The organism is Streptomyces sp. NPDC001728 (genome assembly GCF_040297565.1).
GTDB lineage: Bacteria > Actinomycetota > Actinomycetes > Streptomycetales > Streptomycetaceae > Streptomyces.
In genome coordinates this window covers 93,269-111,377 of record NZ_JBEOZK010000003.1, presented here as the reverse complement: position 1 = coordinate 111,377, position 18,109 = coordinate 93,269, and the positions used below count along the sequence as shown (strand labels likewise).

The following is an 18,109-nucleotide window of genomic DNA, read 5'->3' as shown; positions in this document are numbered from 1 at the left end:
CGCGTACGCACACCTCGAAGACGCGGTCCGCTCCGCTGTCGCTCCGCCGATGCCGAAGAATTTTTCAAGATCTTTTCGAAGCATTGCTATCAGATCGTTCCCGCCCCGCCTGGGGTTCATGCCCACCACCCCGTACCCTTGGGTTTTGTGTTCCGTAGCCGTTCGAAGGAAGAGAAGGCCCCCACCGACAAGGTGACGGCGGACCTCTCCAAGCAGCCCCGCGACCCCGAGGCCCCCAAGGGCCGCCCGACGCCGAAGCGGAGTGAGGCGCAGACCCAGCGCCGTCGCGCCGCGACGGTGCCGACCGACCGCAAGGAGGCATCCAAGCGCCAGCGCGAGGCACGCCGCTCCGACCTGGCCCGCCAGCGCGAGGCGCTGGCCAGCGGCGACGAGCGTTATCTGCCGGCCCGCGACAAGGGTCCGGTCCGCCGCTTCGTGCGCGACTTCGTCGACTCGCGCTTCGCGATCGCCGAGTACTTCCTGCCGATGGCCGTGGTGATCCTCGTGCTGTCGCTGTTCGGCAACGCCAACCGGGGGCTGCAGAACATCTCGCTGCTGCTCTGGCTCGGCGTGATCGTCCTGATCGTCATCGACTCGATCGGCATCTGGATCCGGCTCCGGAAGCAGCTCAACGAGCGCTTCCCGAACGAGCCGAAGCGTGGCGCCATCGCCTACGGCCTGATGCGTACGCTCCAGATGCGCCGCCTGCGACTGCCGAAGCCGCAGGTCAAGCGCGGAGAGCGGCCCTGAGCGCCGACAGCTCGGAGCAGCCCGTCGAGCGTGCCTTCGGCGCGGCGACGTCGGAGTCGGGCGGTCCGGTGCTGCCCGTCGCGCACTGGCCCACCGGCTCCGGGGGGCTGCGCGACACGATCCGGCAGGAGATCGTCGCCCGTCAGCTCGACGAGCAGATATCCGGCCGCTACCCGGTGGGCCAGCGGCTGCGCATCCTCGACGCCGGCATGGGCCAGGGCACTCAGGCGCTGCGCCTCGCCCGCGCGGGGCACACCGTCACCGGTCTCGAAGCCGATCCGGATCTGCTGAAGGCGGCCCGCGACTCGCTGGCGACCGAGCCGGCCGGGATCCGCGAGCGGGTCCGGCTGATCGAGGGCGACGGGCGCGAGACCGGCGTGCACTTCCTCCCCGGCAGCTTCGACGTGGTCCTCTGCCACGGCGTGCTCATGTACGCGGACGAGCCCGACGCACTGCTCGCCGGCCTGGCCCGGATGCTGGCCCCCGGCGGACTCCTCTCCCTGGTCGTACGGAACGCGGAGGCCCTCGCCATGCGGCCGGGGCTCGCCGGGGACTGGTCCGGGGCGCTCACCGCCTTCGACTCGGACGTCTACACCGACGACAACGGCGTGAAGGTGCGGGCCGACCGTCTGGACGCGCTCACGGCGACGCTGGCGGGCATCGCGGCGCCGCTCCACGCCTGGTACGGGGTGCGGGTCTTCACCGACGGCATCCCGCGCGAGGCGGGGCTGCCGGCCGCCGATGAGCTGGACCGGCTGCTCGCCTCCGAGGACCGGGCGGGCCGCACGGAACCGTACCGGCGGCTGGCGGCGCTGCTGCACCTCTGCGGGGTACGGGGCTGACGCGGCGCGACCGTCGTACGGTCGCCGCCGCCGTGTACGCGGGGCCCCGGTTCGGGGTCCCGCTCCCCTGATCGGGTGAGCCCGCCGGGCCCGGGGGCGGGATGAAACGGATACTCCGGACATGGACGTCTCCCGCGCCCCTGCGCGTGCCCGTGCCCGTACGCCCCGGCTCCTCCTCCCGCTGACCGCCTCGGTGTGCGCCGCCGCGCTCGTCGGCGGGTGCTCCTCCGGCGGGGCCGCGACCGCGCCCGAGCGCTCCACCCAGGCGGCGGCGCCGCTCTCCGCGAACGAACTCCAGGACGACTACCAGGCCGTCATCAGGAACGTCCTGCCGTCGGTGGTGCAGATCGACGCGAGCGCGAGCCTCGGCTCCGGAGTGGTCTACGACGACAAGGGCCATGTCGTCACCAACGCGCACGTGGTCGGCCAGGAGAAGACCTTCAAGGTCGCCGCCGCCACCGGCGGGCAGGCGGTCACCGCCCGGCTCGTCTCCTCGTACCCCGAGCAGGACCTCGCGGTCATCAAGCTGGAGTCGCTGCCGCAGGGCCTGAAGCCCGCGAAGTTCGGCGACTCCTCCGCCGTCGACATGGGGCAGATCGTCCTCGCGATGGGCTCCCCGCTCGGTCTGTCCGGCAGCGTGACACAGGGCATCGTCTCCGCGACCGGCCGCACGGTCAGCGAGGGCCAGAACGGTGGGGGGACCGGCGCGACCATCGCGAACATGGTCCAGACCTCGGCGGCGATCAACCCGGGCAACAGCGGGGGCGCCCTGGTGAACCTGGACAGCCAGGTGATCGGCATCCCGACGCTCGCGGCGACCGATCCGGAGCTGGGCGGCGGTTCGGCGCCCGGGATCGGGTTCGCGATCCCCGCGTCGATGGTCCGGACGATCGCGGACCAGATCATCAAGGACGGCAAGGTGACTGACTCGGGCCGGGCGGCCCTGAACATCACCGGCCGTACGGTGCTCGACGACAACTACAACCCCGCGGGCGTCGCGGTGGTCGAGGCGCCGGCCGACGGCGCGGCGGGCAAGGCGGGCCTGAAGCCGGGCGACGTGATCACCCGGCTCGGGGACACCGACATCACGACGATCACGTCCCTGGCGGAGGCACTGGCCTCGATGAAGCCGGGCGACAAGGTGACGACGACGTACGTCCGTGGCACGAAGACGCAGAAGACGGAGATCACCCTCGGCGAGATGTGACGCCGCCCTGGACCCGGAGCTCCGAGGCCCGGCCGTGGGCCCCTGACCGGGCAGGCCGAAGGGGGTGCCGGGGACCGCGTCCCCCGCACCCCCTTCGTGGCGCCCTAGCCCTCCGCGTCGAGGGGCATCGGGCCGTAGATCTTCGTGCCGTCCTCCGACAGCGTCACCTGGGCCGCGCCGCCGCCCAGGAGGTCACGCCAGTGCTCGCCGATCCAGCTCTCCGCGTCGCCCTGGGTGGTGAACTCCTCCGGAGTCACCACCGGCTCGACCTCCGTGCCGTCGGACTTCTCGAACCGCCACGTCCATGCCATGTCCGCCTCCTGGCGCTCACCGGATGATCGGTTTCCTGCCCGCAGAGTAGCCGGGCGCGCACGGCTCGCGGTGGCACGGGAGGATCTGAGGGTGGAACTGACTCTGCTCGGCACCGGCGCCCCGCTCGGCCTCCCCCGCCCCGACTGCCCCTGCGCCGTGTGCGCGCTCTCCCTCGGCCCCCGGGTCCGCGCCGCGACGGCGCTGCTGGTGGACGGCGCCCTGCTGCTCGATCTGACCCCGGGGGCCGCGCTGGCGGCGGCCCGTTCGGGGCACTCCCTGGTGGGCGTACGGCAGGTGCTGCTGACGCATCCGCACGACGGGCCCGCCGTCGAGGTGCCCCCCGGGCTGCCGACGGCGGGGCGGGTGCCGGACGGCCGGGAGTTGACGCTGATCTCCGGGCACCGGGTGCGGGCCGTCGCGATGGACTCCCCCGGCACCGGGTACGAGGTGACCTCGGCGGACGGCGAGCGGCTCCTCTTTCTGCCGCCCGGCGGGGCTCCGGCGGGGCTCCCGGAGGACCACCGGGTGCCGTACGACATGGTCGTCGCCGATGTGACGGGCCGGCCGGACGCGCTGGCCCGGCTCCGGGCGACCGGTGCGGTGGGCCCGGCGACCGAGGTGATCGCCGTCCATCTGGACCACGACGCGCCGACGGGCCCGGAGCTGGACCGGCGGCTCACGGCGGCGGGCGCGCGGGCGGTGCCGGACGGGACGACGCTGTACGTGGGCGAGTACCACGAGGTGCCGGACGTGCCGCGCCGGACGCTGGTGACCGGCGGTGCCCGGTCGGGCAAGTCCGTGGAGGCCGAACGGCGCCTGGAGTCCTTCCCCGAGGTGCTGTACGTGGCGACGGGCGGGACCCGGGAGGGCGACCCGGAGTGGGCGGAGCGGGTGGGCCTGCACCGGGAGCGGCGGCCGGCTTCCTGGCGTACCGCCGAGACCTGCGATCTCGTACCCCTGCTCGACGGGGACGGGCCCGCGCTCCTGGTGGACTGTCTGTCGCTGTGGCTGACGGACGCCATGGACCGGGTGGGCGCCTGGGACGACGGAACATGGGCGGACGGCGGGCAGACGGCGCTGCGGGAGCGGACGGCGGAGCTGGTGGCCGCGGTGCGGGCCACCCGTCGCACGGTCGTCGCGGTGACGAACGAGGTGGGTTCGGGGGTGGTGCCGGCGACTGCGGCGGGGCGGCGCTTCCGGGACGAGCTGGGCCGGCTGAACGCGGCTTTCGCCGACGAGTGCGAGGAGGTCCTCCTCGTGGTCGCCGGTCAGCCGTTCGTGCTGCGCGGGTAGGGTGCGAGCACCTATGGCCCTCGCTGATTGTCACAAGGCGGAAACCCGTGAACCTGGACGACTTCTCCGATCTGATCGAGCGCCCCGACGGGGGGATCCGGCGTGACGCCGAGGAGCGCCGTGAGCGGCTGACCGTGCCGCCGGGCGCGCTCGGCCGGCTCGACGAGCTGGGTGAGTGGCTGTCGGCCGCGCAGGCCTCGGTCAAGGTGCGGGCGATCGAGCAGCCGAAGGTGGTGCTCTTCGCGGGCGATCACGGGATCGCCTCGCTCGACGTGTCGGGGCGCCCGGCGGGCACCGCGCACGAGCTGGTACGCGCGGTCCTGGAGGGGGCGAGCCCGGTCGCGGTGCTCGCCCGCTCGGCGGAGGTCCCGGTGCGGGTCGTGGACGCCGGGCTGGACTGCGAACCGGAGCTGCTGCCCGCCGATGTGGTGCGCCACCGGGTACGGCGGGGCAGCGGGCGGATCGACGTCGAGAACGCGCTGACGGTCGAGGAGACCGAGGCGGCGGTCCGGCTGGGCATCGCCATCGCCGACGAGGAGGCGGACTCGGGCACCGATCTGGTGGTGCTCGGTGATCTGAGCGTCGGCGGGACGACCTCGGCGTCGACGCTGATCGCGGCCCTGTGCGGGACGGACGCCTCCGTGGTCACCGGCCGGGGCGGCGCCGGGATCGACGATCTGGCGTGGATGCGGAAGTGCGCGGCGGTCCGGGACTCGCTGCGGCGGGCCCGGCCGGTGCTCGGCGACCAGCTGGAGCTGCTCGCGGCGGTCGGCGGGGCGGATCTGGCGGCGATGACCGGGTTCCTGCTCCAGGCCTCGGTGCGGCGGATGCCGGTGATCCTGGACGGTGTCGTGGGCGCGGCCTGCGCGCTGGTGGCGCAGCGGGCGGCGTTCCGGGCGCCGGACTGGTGGCTGGCGGGCCAGGTGAGCGGGGAGCCGGCGCAGGCGAAGGCGCTGGACCGGATGGCGCTCAACCCTCTGCTCGACCACGGCGTCCATGTGGGTGAGGGAACCGGGGCACTGCTCGCGCTTCCCCTCGTCAGGGCCGCGGCGGCGCTCGCCGCGGAGCTGCCCGAACGTCCGGACCCGACCGCTCCGGACGCCGAGGGCGAATCCGGGCTCTGACGCGGGTCCGACGCGGGGAGACGGACCCCCCGACGCCGGGACAGCGGCCGGGCGCGACGCGCGCGCGGCCGTCTCCGGCGTCGCCGCACGGCGAGCGGCACGCCCCATATGATCGCTTTTCATGGGAGAGGCCCGTTTGTCCGCCGAAGGAGCGCCCCGGGGCACCACCGCCCGGTCGCGGCGCAGCGCCGCGTTCGCCGTCTGGTACCTGCGCGTCGTCACGTTCATCAACTTCCTGAGTGCCGTGTGGGTCTCCTTCGGGCAGGACCTGCGCCGGCACAACGAGGACAACTACTTCACCCCGTACATGCTCACCGCGGGCTTCGCCTCGGGAGTCTTCACGCTCTTCCTGGCGATCACCATGCGGCGCCGCAAGCGGGCCGCGTGGATCCTCAACCTGGTGCTCAGCGGGCTCTTCCTGCTGCTCTTCGCGCTGGTGATGGTCTTCCCCGAGATCCGGCAGCACGCCCAGAACTGGATCTCGCTGGGCCTGACCGCCGTGTTCGTCCTCGCGCTGCTGCTCGGCCGCAAGGAGTTCTACGCGAAGGGCGACCGCTCCAACCCGTGGCTGGCCGCGATCGTGGCGGTCGGCGGACTGCTCGTGACCTCGCTGCTCGCGGCCGTCCTGGTCACCGTCACCAACACCGCCACCGCTCCGTCCACCTTCCTGGAGCGCTGGCGGTACGGCGTGATGCGGCTGATCACCCTGGCCGCCGACAACTCCCGTATCGCCGGGATCAGCACCCCCGGCTGGGTCGACGTCACCATCAACGTGCTGTCCACGCTGCTGCTCATCGCGGTGCTGTTCGCCGCCTTCCGCTCCCGCCGGGCCGTCGACCCGCTCACCGAGGAGGACGAGAAGAAGCTGCGGCTGCTGCTGGACAAGAACGGCGACCGCGACTCGCTCGGCTACTTCGCGCTGCGCCGTGAGAAGAGCGTCGTGTGGTCGCCGAGCGAGAAGGCCGCCGTCACCTACCGGGTGGTCGGCGGGGTGTCGCTGGCGTCCGGCGACCCGATCGGCGACCCCGAGGCCTGGCCCGGCGCCATCGAGCCCTGGCTGGCCGAGGCCCGCGAGCACGGCTGGATCCCGGCCGTGATGGGGGCGAGCGAGGAGGCCGGCACCATCTACGCCCGGCACGGTCTGGACGCCCTGGAGCTGGGCGACGAGGCGATCGTGGAGACCGACGAGTTCACCCTCGACGGCCGGGCGATGCGGACGGTCCGGCAGGCCTTCAACCGGGTGAAGCGGGCCGGTTACGAGGTCCGTATCCGGCGCCACGAGGACATCCCGGCCGATGAGATGGCCGAGCTGCTGCGCAAGGCCGACGACTGGCGGGACGGCGCCACCGAGCGCGGCTTCTCGATGGCGCTCGGCCGGCTCGGGGACCCGCACGACGGCCGCTGCGTGATGCTGGAGTGCACCGACGAGCAGGGGGCGCTGCGGGCCGTGCTGTCCTTCGTGCCCTGGGGGCCGAAGGGGCTCTCGCTCGACCTGATGCGCCGCGACCGGGACTCCGAGAACGGTCTGATGGAGTTCATGGTCATCGAACTCCTCCAGCGCGCCAAGGAGATCGGGATCACTCAGGTCTCGCTGAACTTCGCGATGTTCCGCTCCGTCTTCGAACGTGGCTCGAAGCTCGGGGCGGGACCCGTGCTGCGCATGTGGCGTTCGCTGCTCAGCTTCTTCTCCCGCTGGTGGCAGATCGAGTCGCTGTATCGCGCCAACGCCAAGTACCGACCGATCTGGGAGCCCCGATTCATGCTCTTCGAGAAGAGTGCGGACCTGCTGCGCATCGGCCTCGCGGCCGGCCGCGCGGAAGGGTTCCTGGAGGCCCCCGGGCTGCCGAAGTGGCTGCACCGCAGACATCTGGAGAGCGGCCGTTGAGCAGCGCCTTCCGGGACTTCGCCCGCCGCGAGTGGGGGCCGCTGTTCACCACCGTACGGACGGCGCTCGTCACGCGGCGGTGGCGGGCGGTCCCGATGACGCTCGCCGCGGTCTGTCTCACCGCCCTGTTCCAGGTGGTGCAGAACCAGGACTGGGGCTATCAGGCGGTCCAGGACATCGGTTCCGTACGGGCCGAGGACGCCCTGTGGCTCTCGCTGCTCCGGACCCCGCTCTCGCTCTTCGTGCCCGCGCTCGACCTGCCGGTGTGGGGCGCGCTCGCCCAGGTCCTGCTGGTGTTCGGGATCGCCGAGATCTGTCTCGGCCGGTGGCGGACCCTCACGGTCGCCTATCTGGCCACGCTCGCCGGGACGCTGTACGCGCGCGTGGGCATCGCACTCGGGCCCGGCAGTCCGCTCGGCCTGCCCGCCTCCGACGCGCAGGTCGTCGACACCGGGCCGTCGGCCGCCGTCGTCGGTCTCGCCGTGTACGTGTGCTGGCGGCTCGGGGCCCGGTGGACGGGCGCGCTGGTGGTCGTGGCGATGGTCGTGGAGGTGATCATCAAGGCGAACCTCGCGGGCAAGGAGCATCTGGCGGCCATCGCGGCCGTCCTGGTCCTGATCGCCTTCCAGGCGTGGCGGGGGCGCCGTCAGGACGGGGTGGAGTCGGAGCCCCGGCCCGGGACCCGCTCCTGGAAGCCGCCGATCAGGTCCTGAAAGCGGCGCCGGATCCTGGTCCAGCGTTTGTCGTGCCGGTAGGTGCGGATACGGGAGCGGGCCCGTGCCCGGTGGCGGCGCCCGTAGAACCGGCGGGACCACCAGGAGCCGGGGCGGGCGAGGCGGACGGCGCCGACGATCGCCACGAAGGGGACCAGGGTCCCGATCACGGCCATCCGGAACTTCCCCTTCACCAGGGTGATCAGGATGAAGAGGAAGTTCACCACCAGGGTCAGGATGAAGGCGACCCGGTCCTGGCGTTCGCCGGAGCTCATGTCGTCGACGCCGAGCGGTGAGAAGCCGCTCAGGGCCAGCAGGACCAGGGACGCGGTGAGGACGACCACCTCGACGCTCTTGCGGCCCTCGTCGCTCCAGTACACGTCGTCGAGGTGCAGGATCAGCGCGAACTCGTCCAGGACGAGTCCGGCGCCGATCCCGAAGACCACCGCGAAGACGGCCCCGCCGACCCCGTGCCGGTCACTGCCCACCGCGCCGAATCCGCCAAGGACGGTGAGCACCACACCCGGCACGACGTGATGGATGTGGAGCCCGCCGGAGGACACGTTCTTGAACGGCCCCTTCCCCGCCCGGATGAGGCGGGTGACGGCCCGGGTGACCAGGAACGTCACGACGAACGAGGTCAGCGCGAGGAGCATCGGGAGCTTGCCCGGCTCGACGATGTTGCGGGAGAACCAGTGACCCATGCCACCCCGTTCCGATATGCGCGATATGCGCAATCTACCGTCCAGGGGCGGCGATTACCCTGCCCGGATGGACGGCCTGCGTTTCGCCTTCGGCACCCTCACGGTGTTCCCCGCCCGCATCACCCGCTGGGACCGGGACGCGGCGCGCGCCGGCATGCTCTGCGCCCCGCTGGCCGGTCTGGTCGTCGGCCTCTGCGCCGCCGCGCTCGGCGGCGCGTTCCTGGCGCTCGGCTCGGGCCCGCTGCTCGCCGCCGTCGTCAGCACCGCCGTCCCCGCCGTCCTCACCCGCGGCCTCCACCTCGACGGCCTCGCCGACACCGCCGACGGCCTCGGCAGCGCCAAGCCCGCCGAGGAAGCGCTGCGCATCATGAAGCAGTCGGATGTCGGCCCGTTCGGCGTGATCGTCCTCCTGCTCGTCCTGCTCGCCCAGGTCGCGGCCCTCTTCGAGCTGTACGGGGAGAGCTGGGCGCACGGCGCGGCCGGCACCGCCCTCGCCGCGACCGTCGCCCGCCTCGCCCTCACCCACGCCTCCCGCCACGGCATCCCCGCGGCCCGGCCCGAGGGCCTCGGCGCGATCGTCGCCGCGACGGTCCCGGTCCGCTCGGCGACCCTCGCGACGGCGGTGGTCCTGGTGCTCTGCGCCCTGACGGGCCTGCTGTTCTCGCCGTACGACGCGGTCCACAACGTCCTGGCGGCCGGGGCCGCGATGGGCGCGGCGGCGCTGCTGCTGCGCCGCTGCGTGCGGCGGTTCGGCGGGGTGACGGGCGATGTGTTCGGGGCGGTGGAGGAGTCGGCGGCGACGGTGGCCCTGGTGGCGCTCGCACTGGGCTGACCCGCACCTGACCCGCCCCCTGCGCGCCGCCCTCTCCCCGTCAGCAGGGCCGCCGCCACACCCCCAGTTCGTAGTGCTTGAGCATGGAGCCGAGGCCCAGCTTCCGGGTCTGCGGGCAGAACTGTTCCGTCGTCAGTTCGTACTCGACGTGGAAGACGGCCTTGCCCGCCGCCACGAACGGGGCGAGCCGCCCGCACTCGTCGTACTCCGCGCACTGCTCGTTGACCGCGAAGTCGAAGTCCGGGAGCAGCTGCGGGATCTGGTCCAGGTCGTTCTTGAGGCCGACCGCCAGGCCGCGTTCACGGGCCAGGCGGGCGATCAGACGGTTGTAGCGGAGCTGGTCGGCGGCGGTGAGGGGAAAGCCTGTGCGGTTGCGGTAGCCGTCCATGTTGTCGGGTTCGACGGCGTCGAAGCCCTTGCCCCGGCACAGGTCGAGGCGCTTCGCCATGAGCGGTTCGAGGACGTCGGTGCGACGGATGTCGAGCCAGCGTTCGCCCTCCCAGCCGTTGCCCTTGCCGAGGACGGACTTCGGGAACGCCGCCGCGTCGGGGCGGAAGTCCTCCCAGGCACCGGTGGAGAGGTAGCAGATGACCTTGCGGCCCCGGCGGTGGAGGTCCGCGACGGCGGACGCCGGGTGGTCGAAGCCGTCGATGTCGTACACGGGGACGTCGACGGTCGGATCGAGCTTCCCGCTGAGCTGCCACTGCCAGGTCAGGCCGGGCGTCGGCTGCCACCGGTCCGCCCTCGGCTTCGGGTCCGGACCGGGGCCCGGGGCCGCCGTGCAGGCGGTGGCGAGGAGCAGCAGCCCCGCGAGCAGGGGCAGCAGTCGTCTCATCGGGCGGGCTCCAGGAGGTGCGGAAGGGTGCCCCAGGGGTGGGCGCCGGTGCCGGGGACGGCGCAGTGCACCGGGGTGGCCGGGCGGACGCCGGGCGGGGCGGCGTAGACGAGGTGGCAGTAGTGCGGGGCGACGGGCAGGTCGAGCGCCCGGTAGGTGTCCCAGGGGCCCTCGAAGGTGACCAGGAGATCGGCGAACTCCTCGTATCCCGGGTCGGGGTGGGCGCCGTGGTTGAGCACCAGGGTCGCGGCTCCGGAGGAGCGCGCCGCGACCGCGATCCGGCGGTAGTGGCCGAGGGCGTCGGGCGAGGTCGACACCTGGTCGAGGAAGGCGCCGTCGGTGCCGTACCAGTCGCGGTGCCGGAGCAGGTCGGTGACGACCTCGGCGTGCGGGCGGCGCCCGTAGGCGGTGTCCGCGTAGCCGAGGAGCCGGACGCCGGACGCCCGCAGCCGGCCGGCGCTCTCCGCGAACGCCGGGTCGGGCGCCTCGCCCGCACCGCTCGCCGGGTTGACGACGACGCCGTACAGGGACGGGGCCGCGTCCACGAGCGCCGACCAGGCCTCGGGACGGTCGGCCGGGTGCTCGTAGAACGGCACCAGGAGGAAACGATTCACGGGCCGAGTCCCCTAGACGCGGTGGGCGGTCGGTCGTACCAGCAGAACACAGGTGAGTACGGCGAGCACGACGGCCGCTCCCCCTGCCGCCACCGGGCCCGCGGCGGGTTCCGCGGTCTGTGCCGCCGCCGCGAGCAGACACACGGCGGCGGCGCTCAGCACCGCGCCGAAGGCCTGGAGCAGCAGCCCCAGCCACAGCACGGTCCCGATCAGGAGCAGGGTGACGAGCCGCGGCAGCGTGGGCCAGGGCGCCCCCGGCCAGGCCAGGGTCGCGGCGAGGGTGAGCCCGACGAGGACCGTGAGGTAGCCGCCGAGGCAGAGCACCAGGGTGCCGGAGACCGCGCGGCGGAACTCGCGGGCGGTGGTGAGGGTCCGCAGCCGGGTCAGGCTCTCGCCGCGGAAGCGGTGCAGCAGCCACTCGGCGGGCCCCATGGAGAGCGTCAGCGCAAGCACCGCGCCCGCCCCGCTCACCAGCGTGTCGCCGACGCCCGCGTGCAGCACCAGGAGACCGCTGCCGAGGCCGAACAGTCCGTACGGGAGGGAGGCGGCGCGCGGGGGGCCGCCGCGTCCCGCCGCGCCGCGCCGCGCGCCCGGCCGGAGGACGAGCGCGGCGAAGACGGTGCTCGCGGTGAGCGCGGCGAGCAGGAGGGTGGCGCGCAGCGGGTCGGGCAGGTCCCAGCGGAAGGCGGGGACGGCTCCGGCGAGCGGCATCAGGGCACAGAGCAGGGCCCGTTCGCGGCCGAGGACGAGCAGGACGGTCGCGGCGGCGAGGTAGAGCGACTGCCCGGCGGCGAACAGCGCCGCCGGGATCTCGCCGGGCGCGGCGGTCGCGAGGGCGACGGCCGTCCCGGCGAGGGCGCCCCCCGGGCCTCCGAGGAGCAGGGTGCGGGCGGCGGCGGGCCGGTCGCCGAGGCCCAGCCAGGTGTACGCGCGGTGGGACAGGGCCTGGTTCCACACCCAGCCGGTGACGGCGCCCGCGAGGAGCGGGACGGTGCCGCCGGGGAGCCCGAACCGGCCGTGCTCCCCGGCGAGCAGGGGTGAGGCGAGGACGTACGCGAGGCCGGGCAGCGCGAAGACGAGGCCGCGCAGGAGGCAGCCCGCGAGCCCGCTGTGCCAGGGCCCGGCGGGCGGGGCCTCCGGGGCGGGGTGGCGCCGCTCCACGCGCGCGTAGAGGTCCTCGGCGAGCTCGAAGGAGTCGGCGCGGCCGTAGGTGAGCCGGATGTGGTCGTCGGTCATGCCGTCGGATTCGAGGAGGGCGGCGATCTCGTCGGGATGGACGGCGACGGCGGCGAGTCCCCCGATCCGCTCGGTGAGCCGGTCGAGCGGATCGGGGGCGAGGTCGCCCGCGGCGGGGTGCGTCGGGTGCGCGGGGTCGGCGGCCGTGGCCCCCGGGGGCCTTCCGGGTGCTCCCGGTGTCTCCCCCCGTGGGCGCGGGATCGCCGGCAGGGGGGTGTGGGTGGTCGGGCGTCTCAGCCAGAGGGAGCCGCTCATGCCGGGGTGCCTCCCGCGACGAGGGTGGGGGTGGTGATGCGGCGGGGCGCGGGCAGGCGGACCGGCCACGGCTTGGGGTGGGTGACGGGTCGTACGGGTCCGGTCCGCTCGCCCGCGAGTTCGCGGTAGATCTGGCGGAAGCCGTCCACCGAGCGGTGCAGGGTGAAGCGGTCGACGACCCGCTGCCGGGCCTGCCGGCCGAGTTCGGCGCGGCGGGCCCCGTCGCGCAGGAGCGCGGTGACGGCGGCGGCCAGGACGGCCGGTTCGCGGGGCGGGACGACGATCCCGGCGTCCCCGACGGCCTCGCGGACCCCGCCGACGTCGGTGGAGACGGTGGCCCGGCCGCAGGACATGGCCTCGATGAGGGAGAAGGGGAAGCCCTCGCTGATGGAGGAGAGCACGACCACGCTGCCGGCAGCGTAGGCGGAGGGCACGTCGGAGACGCGGCCCTCGAAGGTGAGGCCGTCGGTGACGCCGAGTTCGGCGGCGAGCTTCTCCAGCCGGGTGAGGTAGTCCTCGTTCCCGGCGGGGACGGGGCCGAACAACCGGAGCCTCAGCTCGGGGAGTTCGGCGCGGCAGAGCGCGTACGCCCTGATGAGGGTTTCGAGGTCCTTGATGGGGTCGACGCGTCCGCACCAGCTGAGGGTGGGTGCCTCGGGTTCGGGGCCGGCCTCGGGGAAGAGGGCCGGGTCGACGCCGTTGTAGACGGTGCGGATGCGGTCGACGGGGGCGCCGCCGCGCTCCTCCCAGCGCCGGTTGTACTGGTTGCACGGGGTGATGAGGTCGGCCTTGCGGTAGCCGAGGGTGTTGAGCTCGCGGTAGAAGCCGAGCATGAGGGCCTTGACGGGCCAGCGCTGCGCGTCGGTGCGATAGCCGAGGTAACGCTCGCGGAGGTAGATGCCGTGTTCGGTGAGCAGGAAGGGCACCCCTTCGAAGTGCTGTGCGGCGAGCGCCGGAAGCGTGGCGAGGCCGCTGGAGACGGCGTGCGCGACGCCGTCGGTGGATATCCGGGCGGCGAGCGGCCGCAGGGCGTGTTCGAGCAGGTCGGTGGCGGTGAGCGCGTCGTGGACGGTGGGCCGGGCGGCGAGCGTCGGCAGATGGGGCATGGTCCAGATCCACATCAGGGAGCGCAGCGCGGCCTCGGAGCGCAGGGCCGTGGTCAGCCGTCCCTGGCGGGCGAGTTCGGCCAGTTCGTACAGGCCGGTGCCGAAGTCGCAGTCCGCCCCGGGGTCGAGGAGGGCGAGCAGGACGCGTTCGTAGGCGTCGAGGAAGCGGCGGCGCGTACGCCCCCGCAGGGGCCGGCGTGCGCGCACGGGCGCGGCCGGTCCCTGCGGGCGTCCCCAGAGGGGGTACGCGGTGTGCCGGGTGACGTTGGGCGGCAGCTCCCAGGTGACGGGCTCCCGGCCGCTGCCGATGAGGGCGAGGATCTCGAAGTCGACCTCGGGCATGCCGCGGACGAGCTGGTCGCACCAGGTGCTGACGCCGCCGTGGACGTGCGGATAGGTGCCTTCGGTGAGCATGGTGACGTGACGGCCACGGCTCGGCATGTGCGTTCCCCCCAGAACGTGCTGGTCAGGCGGTCGGGAGCGTGAGTGTGACGCTGGTCTGGAGCAGTTCGGGCGCGGTCCAGGCGGAGCGGGTTCCCGCGTAGGGCGCGCCGAAGGCGGTGGTGCCGAGGAGGAGGCGCTTACGGGTGCCCTCGGGGGCGGTGACGGGCGCCGCGAGGCCGGCGGGGGCCTTGACGGTGACCGTGGTGCCGACGCGGTAGGCGGTGACCTTTCCGGCGGCGAGGGCCCGGTCCCAGGCGGTGCGGCGGGTCAGCTCGGTGCCGACGTCCTTCTGGGCGGGGTTGACCAGCGGGGCGCTGGGCGCGAACAGGGCCCGGTAGTCGCCGAGTACCCGGTCGAGGACGGGGTAGAGGAGGCGTTCCTCGGCGAGGTTGGACTGGTGCACGTAGTGCGGGCGGGGGTCGTTGCCGAGGACGTGGGAGAGGGCGGTGCGGGCTTCCTGCGGCACGATGTGGTCGGCGTAGCCGGTGGCCGTGGGGAGCGGGGCGGGCAGGCAGGTGGAGGCCGGGTTGGACTCGCAGACGCCGCTGCCGCCGTCGGCGCGGGAGGTGTAGATCCAGTTGTACTCATCGGCCATCTCGGCGGCGGTGCCCACGTTGTAGTACACGTTCACGGGGTGGCGGGGCACGGTCTTCGCGGCGCCGGTGGCGGTCCCGACCGAACGCTGCTGCGGTTCGCGGGAGCTGTCGCTGCCGGTCCACTTGACGCCGTTGTCGGCGAGGGCGCCGGCGAGGTTGGGGTTGTCGACGGGCTGCTGGGGCAGGGTCCTGAGGCCGGAGTGCTCGCCGGTGACGAGTTCGCTCCGGTCGACGGAGATGCCCTTGCCGAGGGCCCAGTTGTAGTTGTCGCGGATCTGTCCGGAGAGTTCGGAGCGGCTGACCCAGAGGGTGTTGCCCGCGGTGTCCTCGGCGCACTGCCAGGGGACGACGACGTTGTCCTGGACGCAGCCGAGGAACGGGTGGGTGTAGGTGTGGTTGATCCACCGGTACTGGGCGCGGTCCGCGACGAGGCGGGCGGTGAGCGGGTCGCTGCCGCCGTGCTCGGTCTTCCACTGCTCGCCCTGGCCGCCGTTGTAGACCATGTCGAGGGTGAAGCCGGCGGACTTCTGCCAGGCGGCGGCGTACTGGGCGTCCGCGACCGTCATCCGGATCGGGTTGACGCCCTCGCCGTCGTCGCCGACGCAGTCGAAGTCGCCCGGGGTGCAGTTGAGGTTCGCGTCCCAGCGGGCGTCGGGGGCGAAGACGTCGTCGACGTGGACGGAGAGGTAGTTGCGGCTCTGGCCGAGGTGGACGCCCTGGGTGAGCCATTCGACGATGCCCCGGGCGAGGGCCCGGAACTGCCGCTGGTACTGGTTGTAGGCGAAGGTGACGACGAGTTCGCGGCGCCCGTCGGCTGCGTACTCGCCGACGAGGCTGGCCCGGCCGCCGGCCCCGTCGACGGGCATGTCCAGGTAGCTGGTGTAGCCGGCGCGGGGGCGGCCGGCGTACCCGTAACTCTCGGAGACCGCGGGGTCGTTGTCCTCGAAGGTGAGCGAGCCGTTCAGGTAGTCGAAGGGGCCGGTCCTCCCGGCGGCGGTGACGCCGGCGGTGGTCCCGTCGAGGACGCCGGACCAGCCTCCCTCGTTCGTGTAGTCCAGTCCGACGCCGGGGTGCGACCACGTGTAGGCGTCGACCTGTGGGATCCCGAAGGTCCGCTCGTACGTCTGGAGGGCGGTGTGTTCGGCCGAGTCCGGGCCGAAGGCGCTCTCGTGGGGCAGGACGACGCCCTGGTACTTGGCGCGGGGGCGGCCGTCGAGCGTGTCGCTGAGGAAGGCGGTGTCGAGAACCGGCCGGTTCGGGTCGTTCAGGTCGATCCTGCGGTACGGGACACCGGAGCCCTTCAGCTCGGCGGTGATCGCCCCGACCGCGCTGCCGCCGTCGTCGACGACGAGGACGGCGAGGTCCACACGGGGCGGTGTCGCGGCGACCGCCTGTGCGGACGGGACGACGGTGGCGAGCAGCGCGGCGGTGGCGAGGGCCGCGATCCGGGCGGTTCTGGGCGTACGGATTCGGTCGGAGTCCATGGCGGGTGTCCCCCCTCGGCGGGCCCTTCCCGAACCGGCGGGACCCGTGGAGATGTCGCAGATGAGGCGAAGGACGGTGGGTCGTCCTCGCGTGAATGAGGCGAGTGTGACCGGGCGACGGGAGCCGGAACGGTAAACATGAAAGAGACACCACGGATGAGTGAATCAACGCCGCCGTGAGCGAACCGAGCGAGCGAGCGTAGGCTCGTTCTCGGCGCTCTCCGGGCCGAAATACGATGCGGCGGGCACGGTCGGCCTATCCCTCGACCGCCACAGAACTCAATGGAAGCGAGATTTCACCACCGTGACTGCTCTCACTCTCAGCACTGCCGGCGCGGCGACGCTGCGCTCCGACGCCCTCGTCGTCGGCGTCGCGAAGTCCGGGAAGGCGCTCGTCGTCGCCCCGGGCGCCGAGGCCGTCGACAAGGCCTTCGAAGGCCGGCTCGCCGCCGTCCTGGAGACCCTGGGCGCCTCGGGTGCCGAGGGTGAGGCCACGAAGGTGCCCGCCCCCGCCGGCCTCAAGGCGCCGCTGGTCCTGGCCGTCGGCCTGGGCGCCGCGCCCGAGGACGGCGAGTCGTACGGCGCGGAGACCCTGCGCCGCGCCGCCGGCACCGCCGCCCGTGTCCTGACCGGCACGAAGAAGGCCGCGTTCGCACTGCCGATCGCCGTCGCCGAGGACGCCGCCGCCATCGCGGAGGGCGCCCTGCTCGGCGCGTACGCCTACACGGCGTACCAGGAGACCGGCAAGGACGCGAAGAAGCCGCTGGGCGAGGTCGCCCTGCTCGGCGCCAAGCCGCGCGACAAGGCCTTCAAGGCCGCCGCCGAGCGTGCCCAGGCCGTCGCGGAGGAGATGAACCGCGCCCGTGACCTGATCAACATGCCGCCGAACGACCTGTACCCGGCCACCTTCGCCGCCGCCGTGCAGGCCGCCGGCAAGGAGCACGGCCTCAAGGTCCAGGTCTTCGACGAGAAGGCGCTCACCAAGGGCGGCTTCGGCGGCATCCTCGGCGTCGGCATCGGCTCCGTGAACCCGCCGCGCCTGGTCCGGGTCGCCTACACCCACCCGAAGGCGGAGAAGACCCTCGCCCTGGTCGGCAAGGGCATCACCTACGACTCGGGCGGCATCTCCCTCAAGCCGGCCGGCCACAACGAGACGATGAAGTGCGACATGGCCGGCGCCGCCGCCGTGTTCGCCTCCGTCGTCGCCGTGGCCCGCCTCGGCCTCGAGGTCAACGTCACGGGCTGGCTCGCCCTGGCGGAGAACATGCCGTCCGGCTCCGCCACCCGCCCGGGTGACGTGCTGAACATGTACAGCGGCAAGACCGTCGAGGTCCTCAACACCGACGCCGAGGGCCGGCTCGTCCTCGCCGACGCGCTGACCAAGGCCTCCGAGGAGAACCCGGACGCGATCGTCGACGTCGCGACCCTGACCGGCGCGATGGTCCTGGCGCTCGGCGACCGCACCTTCGGCATCATGGCCAACGACGACGACTACCGCTCCGCGATCCACGAGATCGCCGAGGAGGTCGGCGAGCAGTCCTGGCCGATGCCGCTCCCCGCGGACCTGCGCAAGAGCATGGACTCCCCCACCGCCGACATGGCCAACATGGGCGTCCGGATGGGCGGCGGCCTGGTCGCCGGTCTCTTCCTCCAGGAGTTCGTGGGCGAGGGCATCACCTGGGCTCACCTGGACATCGCGGGCCCGGCCTTCCACGAGGGCGCCCCGTACGGCTACACCCCGAAGGGCGGCACCGGCTCCTCGGTGCGCACCCTGGTGAAGCTGGCCGAGCGCACGGCGGCCGGCGAGCTCTGAGCACCTCCGTGACAGGGACGGCCCCGGGCTTCGCGCCCGGGGCCGTCCCTGTTCGCCGGCGGCC

At 73.3% G+C, this 18,109-nt stretch carries 16 protein-coding genes; 9 read left to right on the top strand and 7 right to left on the bottom strand.

Features of this window, described 5'->3' with window-relative positions; translation table 11 throughout:
* The first annotated feature begins 147 nt into the window (after nucleotides 1-147).
* From ABT154_RS05940 to ABT154_RS05930, 3 genes are all read left to right on the top strand, one after another.
* Nucleotides 148-750: a DUF3043 domain-containing protein gene (locus ABT154_RS05940; RefSeq protein ID WP_056560407.1), complete on the top strand. Its 603-nt coding sequence runs from the start codon at nucleotides 148-150 to the stop codon at nucleotides 748-750.
* A gap of 68 nt (nucleotides 751-818) precedes the next feature.
* A complete protein-coding gene (locus tag ABT154_RS05935; protein WP_351853397.1) occupies nucleotides 819-1,592 on the top strand; it encodes a methyltransferase domain-containing protein in 774 nt (257 codons plus the stop codon).
* A 121-nt stretch (nucleotides 1,593-1,713) separates the two neighbouring features.
* Nucleotides 1,714-2,799 carry a S1C family serine protease gene (locus ABT154_RS05930; RefSeq protein WP_351853394.1) on the top strand — a complete coding sequence of 362 codons (1,086 nt, stop codon included), beginning with the start codon at nucleotides 1,714-1,716 and terminating at the stop codon, nucleotides 2,797-2,799.
* Nucleotides 2,800-2,903: 104 nt separating this feature from the next.
* Here the strand turns inward: ABT154_RS05930 and ABT154_RS05925 are convergent, their stop codons facing one another.
* On the bottom strand, nucleotides 2,904-3,110 hold the full coding sequence (locus ABT154_RS05925) for a hypothetical protein (RefSeq protein WP_030208345.1): 207 nt from the start codon (nucleotides 3,108-3,110) through the stop codon (nucleotides 2,904-2,906).
* Between the two features lie 91 nt (nucleotides 3,111-3,201).
* On the opposite strand from ABT154_RS05925, the gene ABT154_RS05920 reads away from it, so the two are divergent.
* From ABT154_RS05920 to ABT154_RS05905, 4 genes are all read left to right on the top strand, one after another.
* Complete coding sequence (locus ABT154_RS05920; RefSeq protein ID WP_351853391.1) at nucleotides 3,202-4,404, top strand: bifunctional adenosylcobinamide kinase/adenosylcobinamide-phosphate guanylyltransferase; 1,203 nt, start codon at nucleotides 3,202-3,204, stop codon at nucleotides 4,402-4,404.
* Between the two features lie 47 nt (nucleotides 4,405-4,451).
* Nucleotides 4,452-5,528: a nicotinate-nucleotide--dimethylbenzimidazole phosphoribosyltransferase gene (cobT, locus tag ABT154_RS05915; protein ID WP_351853388.1), complete on the top strand. Its 1,077-nt coding sequence runs from the start codon at nucleotides 4,452-4,454 to the stop codon at nucleotides 5,526-5,528.
* Between the two features lie 121 nt (nucleotides 5,529-5,649).
* A complete protein-coding gene (locus tag ABT154_RS05910) occupies nucleotides 5,650-7,413 on the top strand; it encodes a phosphatidylglycerol lysyltransferase domain-containing protein (protein ID WP_351853386.1) in 1,764 nt (587 codons plus the stop codon).
* On the top strand, nucleotides 7,410-8,126 hold the full coding sequence (locus ABT154_RS05905) for a hypothetical protein (protein ID WP_351853383.1): 717 nt from the start codon (nucleotides 7,410-7,412) through the stop codon (nucleotides 8,124-8,126). Before ABT154_RS05910 ends, ABT154_RS05905 begins: the two co-directional genes overlap by 4 nt.
* Here ABT154_RS05905 and ABT154_RS05900 read toward each other — a convergent pair.
* Complete coding sequence (locus tag ABT154_RS05900) at nucleotides 8,060-8,830, bottom strand: hypothetical protein (protein WP_351853380.1); 771 nt, start codon at nucleotides 8,828-8,830, stop codon at nucleotides 8,060-8,062. The genes ABT154_RS05905 and ABT154_RS05900 overlap by 67 nt on opposite strands.
* 67 nt (nucleotides 8,831-8,897) lie before the next feature.
* Here ABT154_RS05900 and cobS point away from each other — a divergent pair, with 67 nt between their 5' ends.
* Nucleotides 8,898-9,662 carry an adenosylcobinamide-GDP ribazoletransferase gene (gene cobS / locus ABT154_RS05895; protein WP_351853377.1) on the top strand — a complete coding sequence of 255 codons (765 nt, stop codon included), beginning with the start codon at nucleotides 8,898-8,900 and terminating at the stop codon, nucleotides 9,660-9,662.
* 40 nt (nucleotides 9,663-9,702) lie between these two features.
* Here cobS and ABT154_RS05890 read toward each other — a convergent pair whose 3' ends face one another.
* Genes ABT154_RS05890 through ABT154_RS05870 form a run of 5 tightly spaced genes read right to left on the bottom strand, consistent with a single transcriptional unit; the run spans nucleotide 9,703 to nucleotide 16,232 of the window.
* A complete protein-coding gene (locus ABT154_RS05890; protein ID WP_351853375.1) occupies nucleotides 9,703-10,497 on the bottom strand; it encodes an endo alpha-1,4 polygalactosaminidase in 795 nt (264 codons plus the stop codon).
* A complete protein-coding gene (locus tag ABT154_RS05885) occupies nucleotides 10,494-11,111 on the bottom strand; it encodes a spherulation-specific family 4 protein (RefSeq protein ID WP_351853373.1) in 618 nt (205 codons plus the stop codon). Before ABT154_RS05885 ends, ABT154_RS05890 begins: the two co-directional genes overlap by 4 nt.
* Nucleotides 11,112-11,123: 12 nt before the next feature.
* The gene (locus ABT154_RS05880; protein WP_351853371.1) at nucleotides 11,124-12,602 is read right to left on the bottom strand and encodes a hypothetical protein; all 1,479 of its coding nucleotides are present in this window, start codon (nucleotides 12,600-12,602) and stop codon (nucleotides 11,124-11,126) included.
* Nucleotides 12,599-14,149, bottom strand: coding sequence for a GT4 family glycosyltransferase PelF (gene pelF, locus ABT154_RS05875; RefSeq protein WP_351853368.1), 1,551 nt, complete (start codon nucleotides 14,147-14,149; stop codon nucleotides 12,599-12,601). Before pelF ends, ABT154_RS05880 begins: the two co-directional genes overlap by 4 nt.
* A 25-nt stretch (nucleotides 14,150-14,174) precedes the next feature.
* The gene (locus ABT154_RS05870) at nucleotides 14,175-16,232 is read right to left on the bottom strand and encodes a hypothetical protein (RefSeq protein WP_351853365.1); all 2,058 of its coding nucleotides are present in this window, start codon (nucleotides 16,230-16,232) and stop codon (nucleotides 14,175-14,177) included.
* Nucleotides 16,233-16,536: 304 nt separating this feature from the next.
* Between ABT154_RS05870 and ABT154_RS05865 the strand changes: the two genes are divergently transcribed.
* The gene (locus tag ABT154_RS05865) at nucleotides 16,537-18,045 is read left to right on the top strand and encodes a leucyl aminopeptidase (RefSeq protein ID WP_351853364.1); all 1,509 of its coding nucleotides are present in this window, start codon (nucleotides 16,537-16,539) and stop codon (nucleotides 18,043-18,045) included.
* Nucleotides 18,046-18,109: the final 64 nt, after the last annotated feature.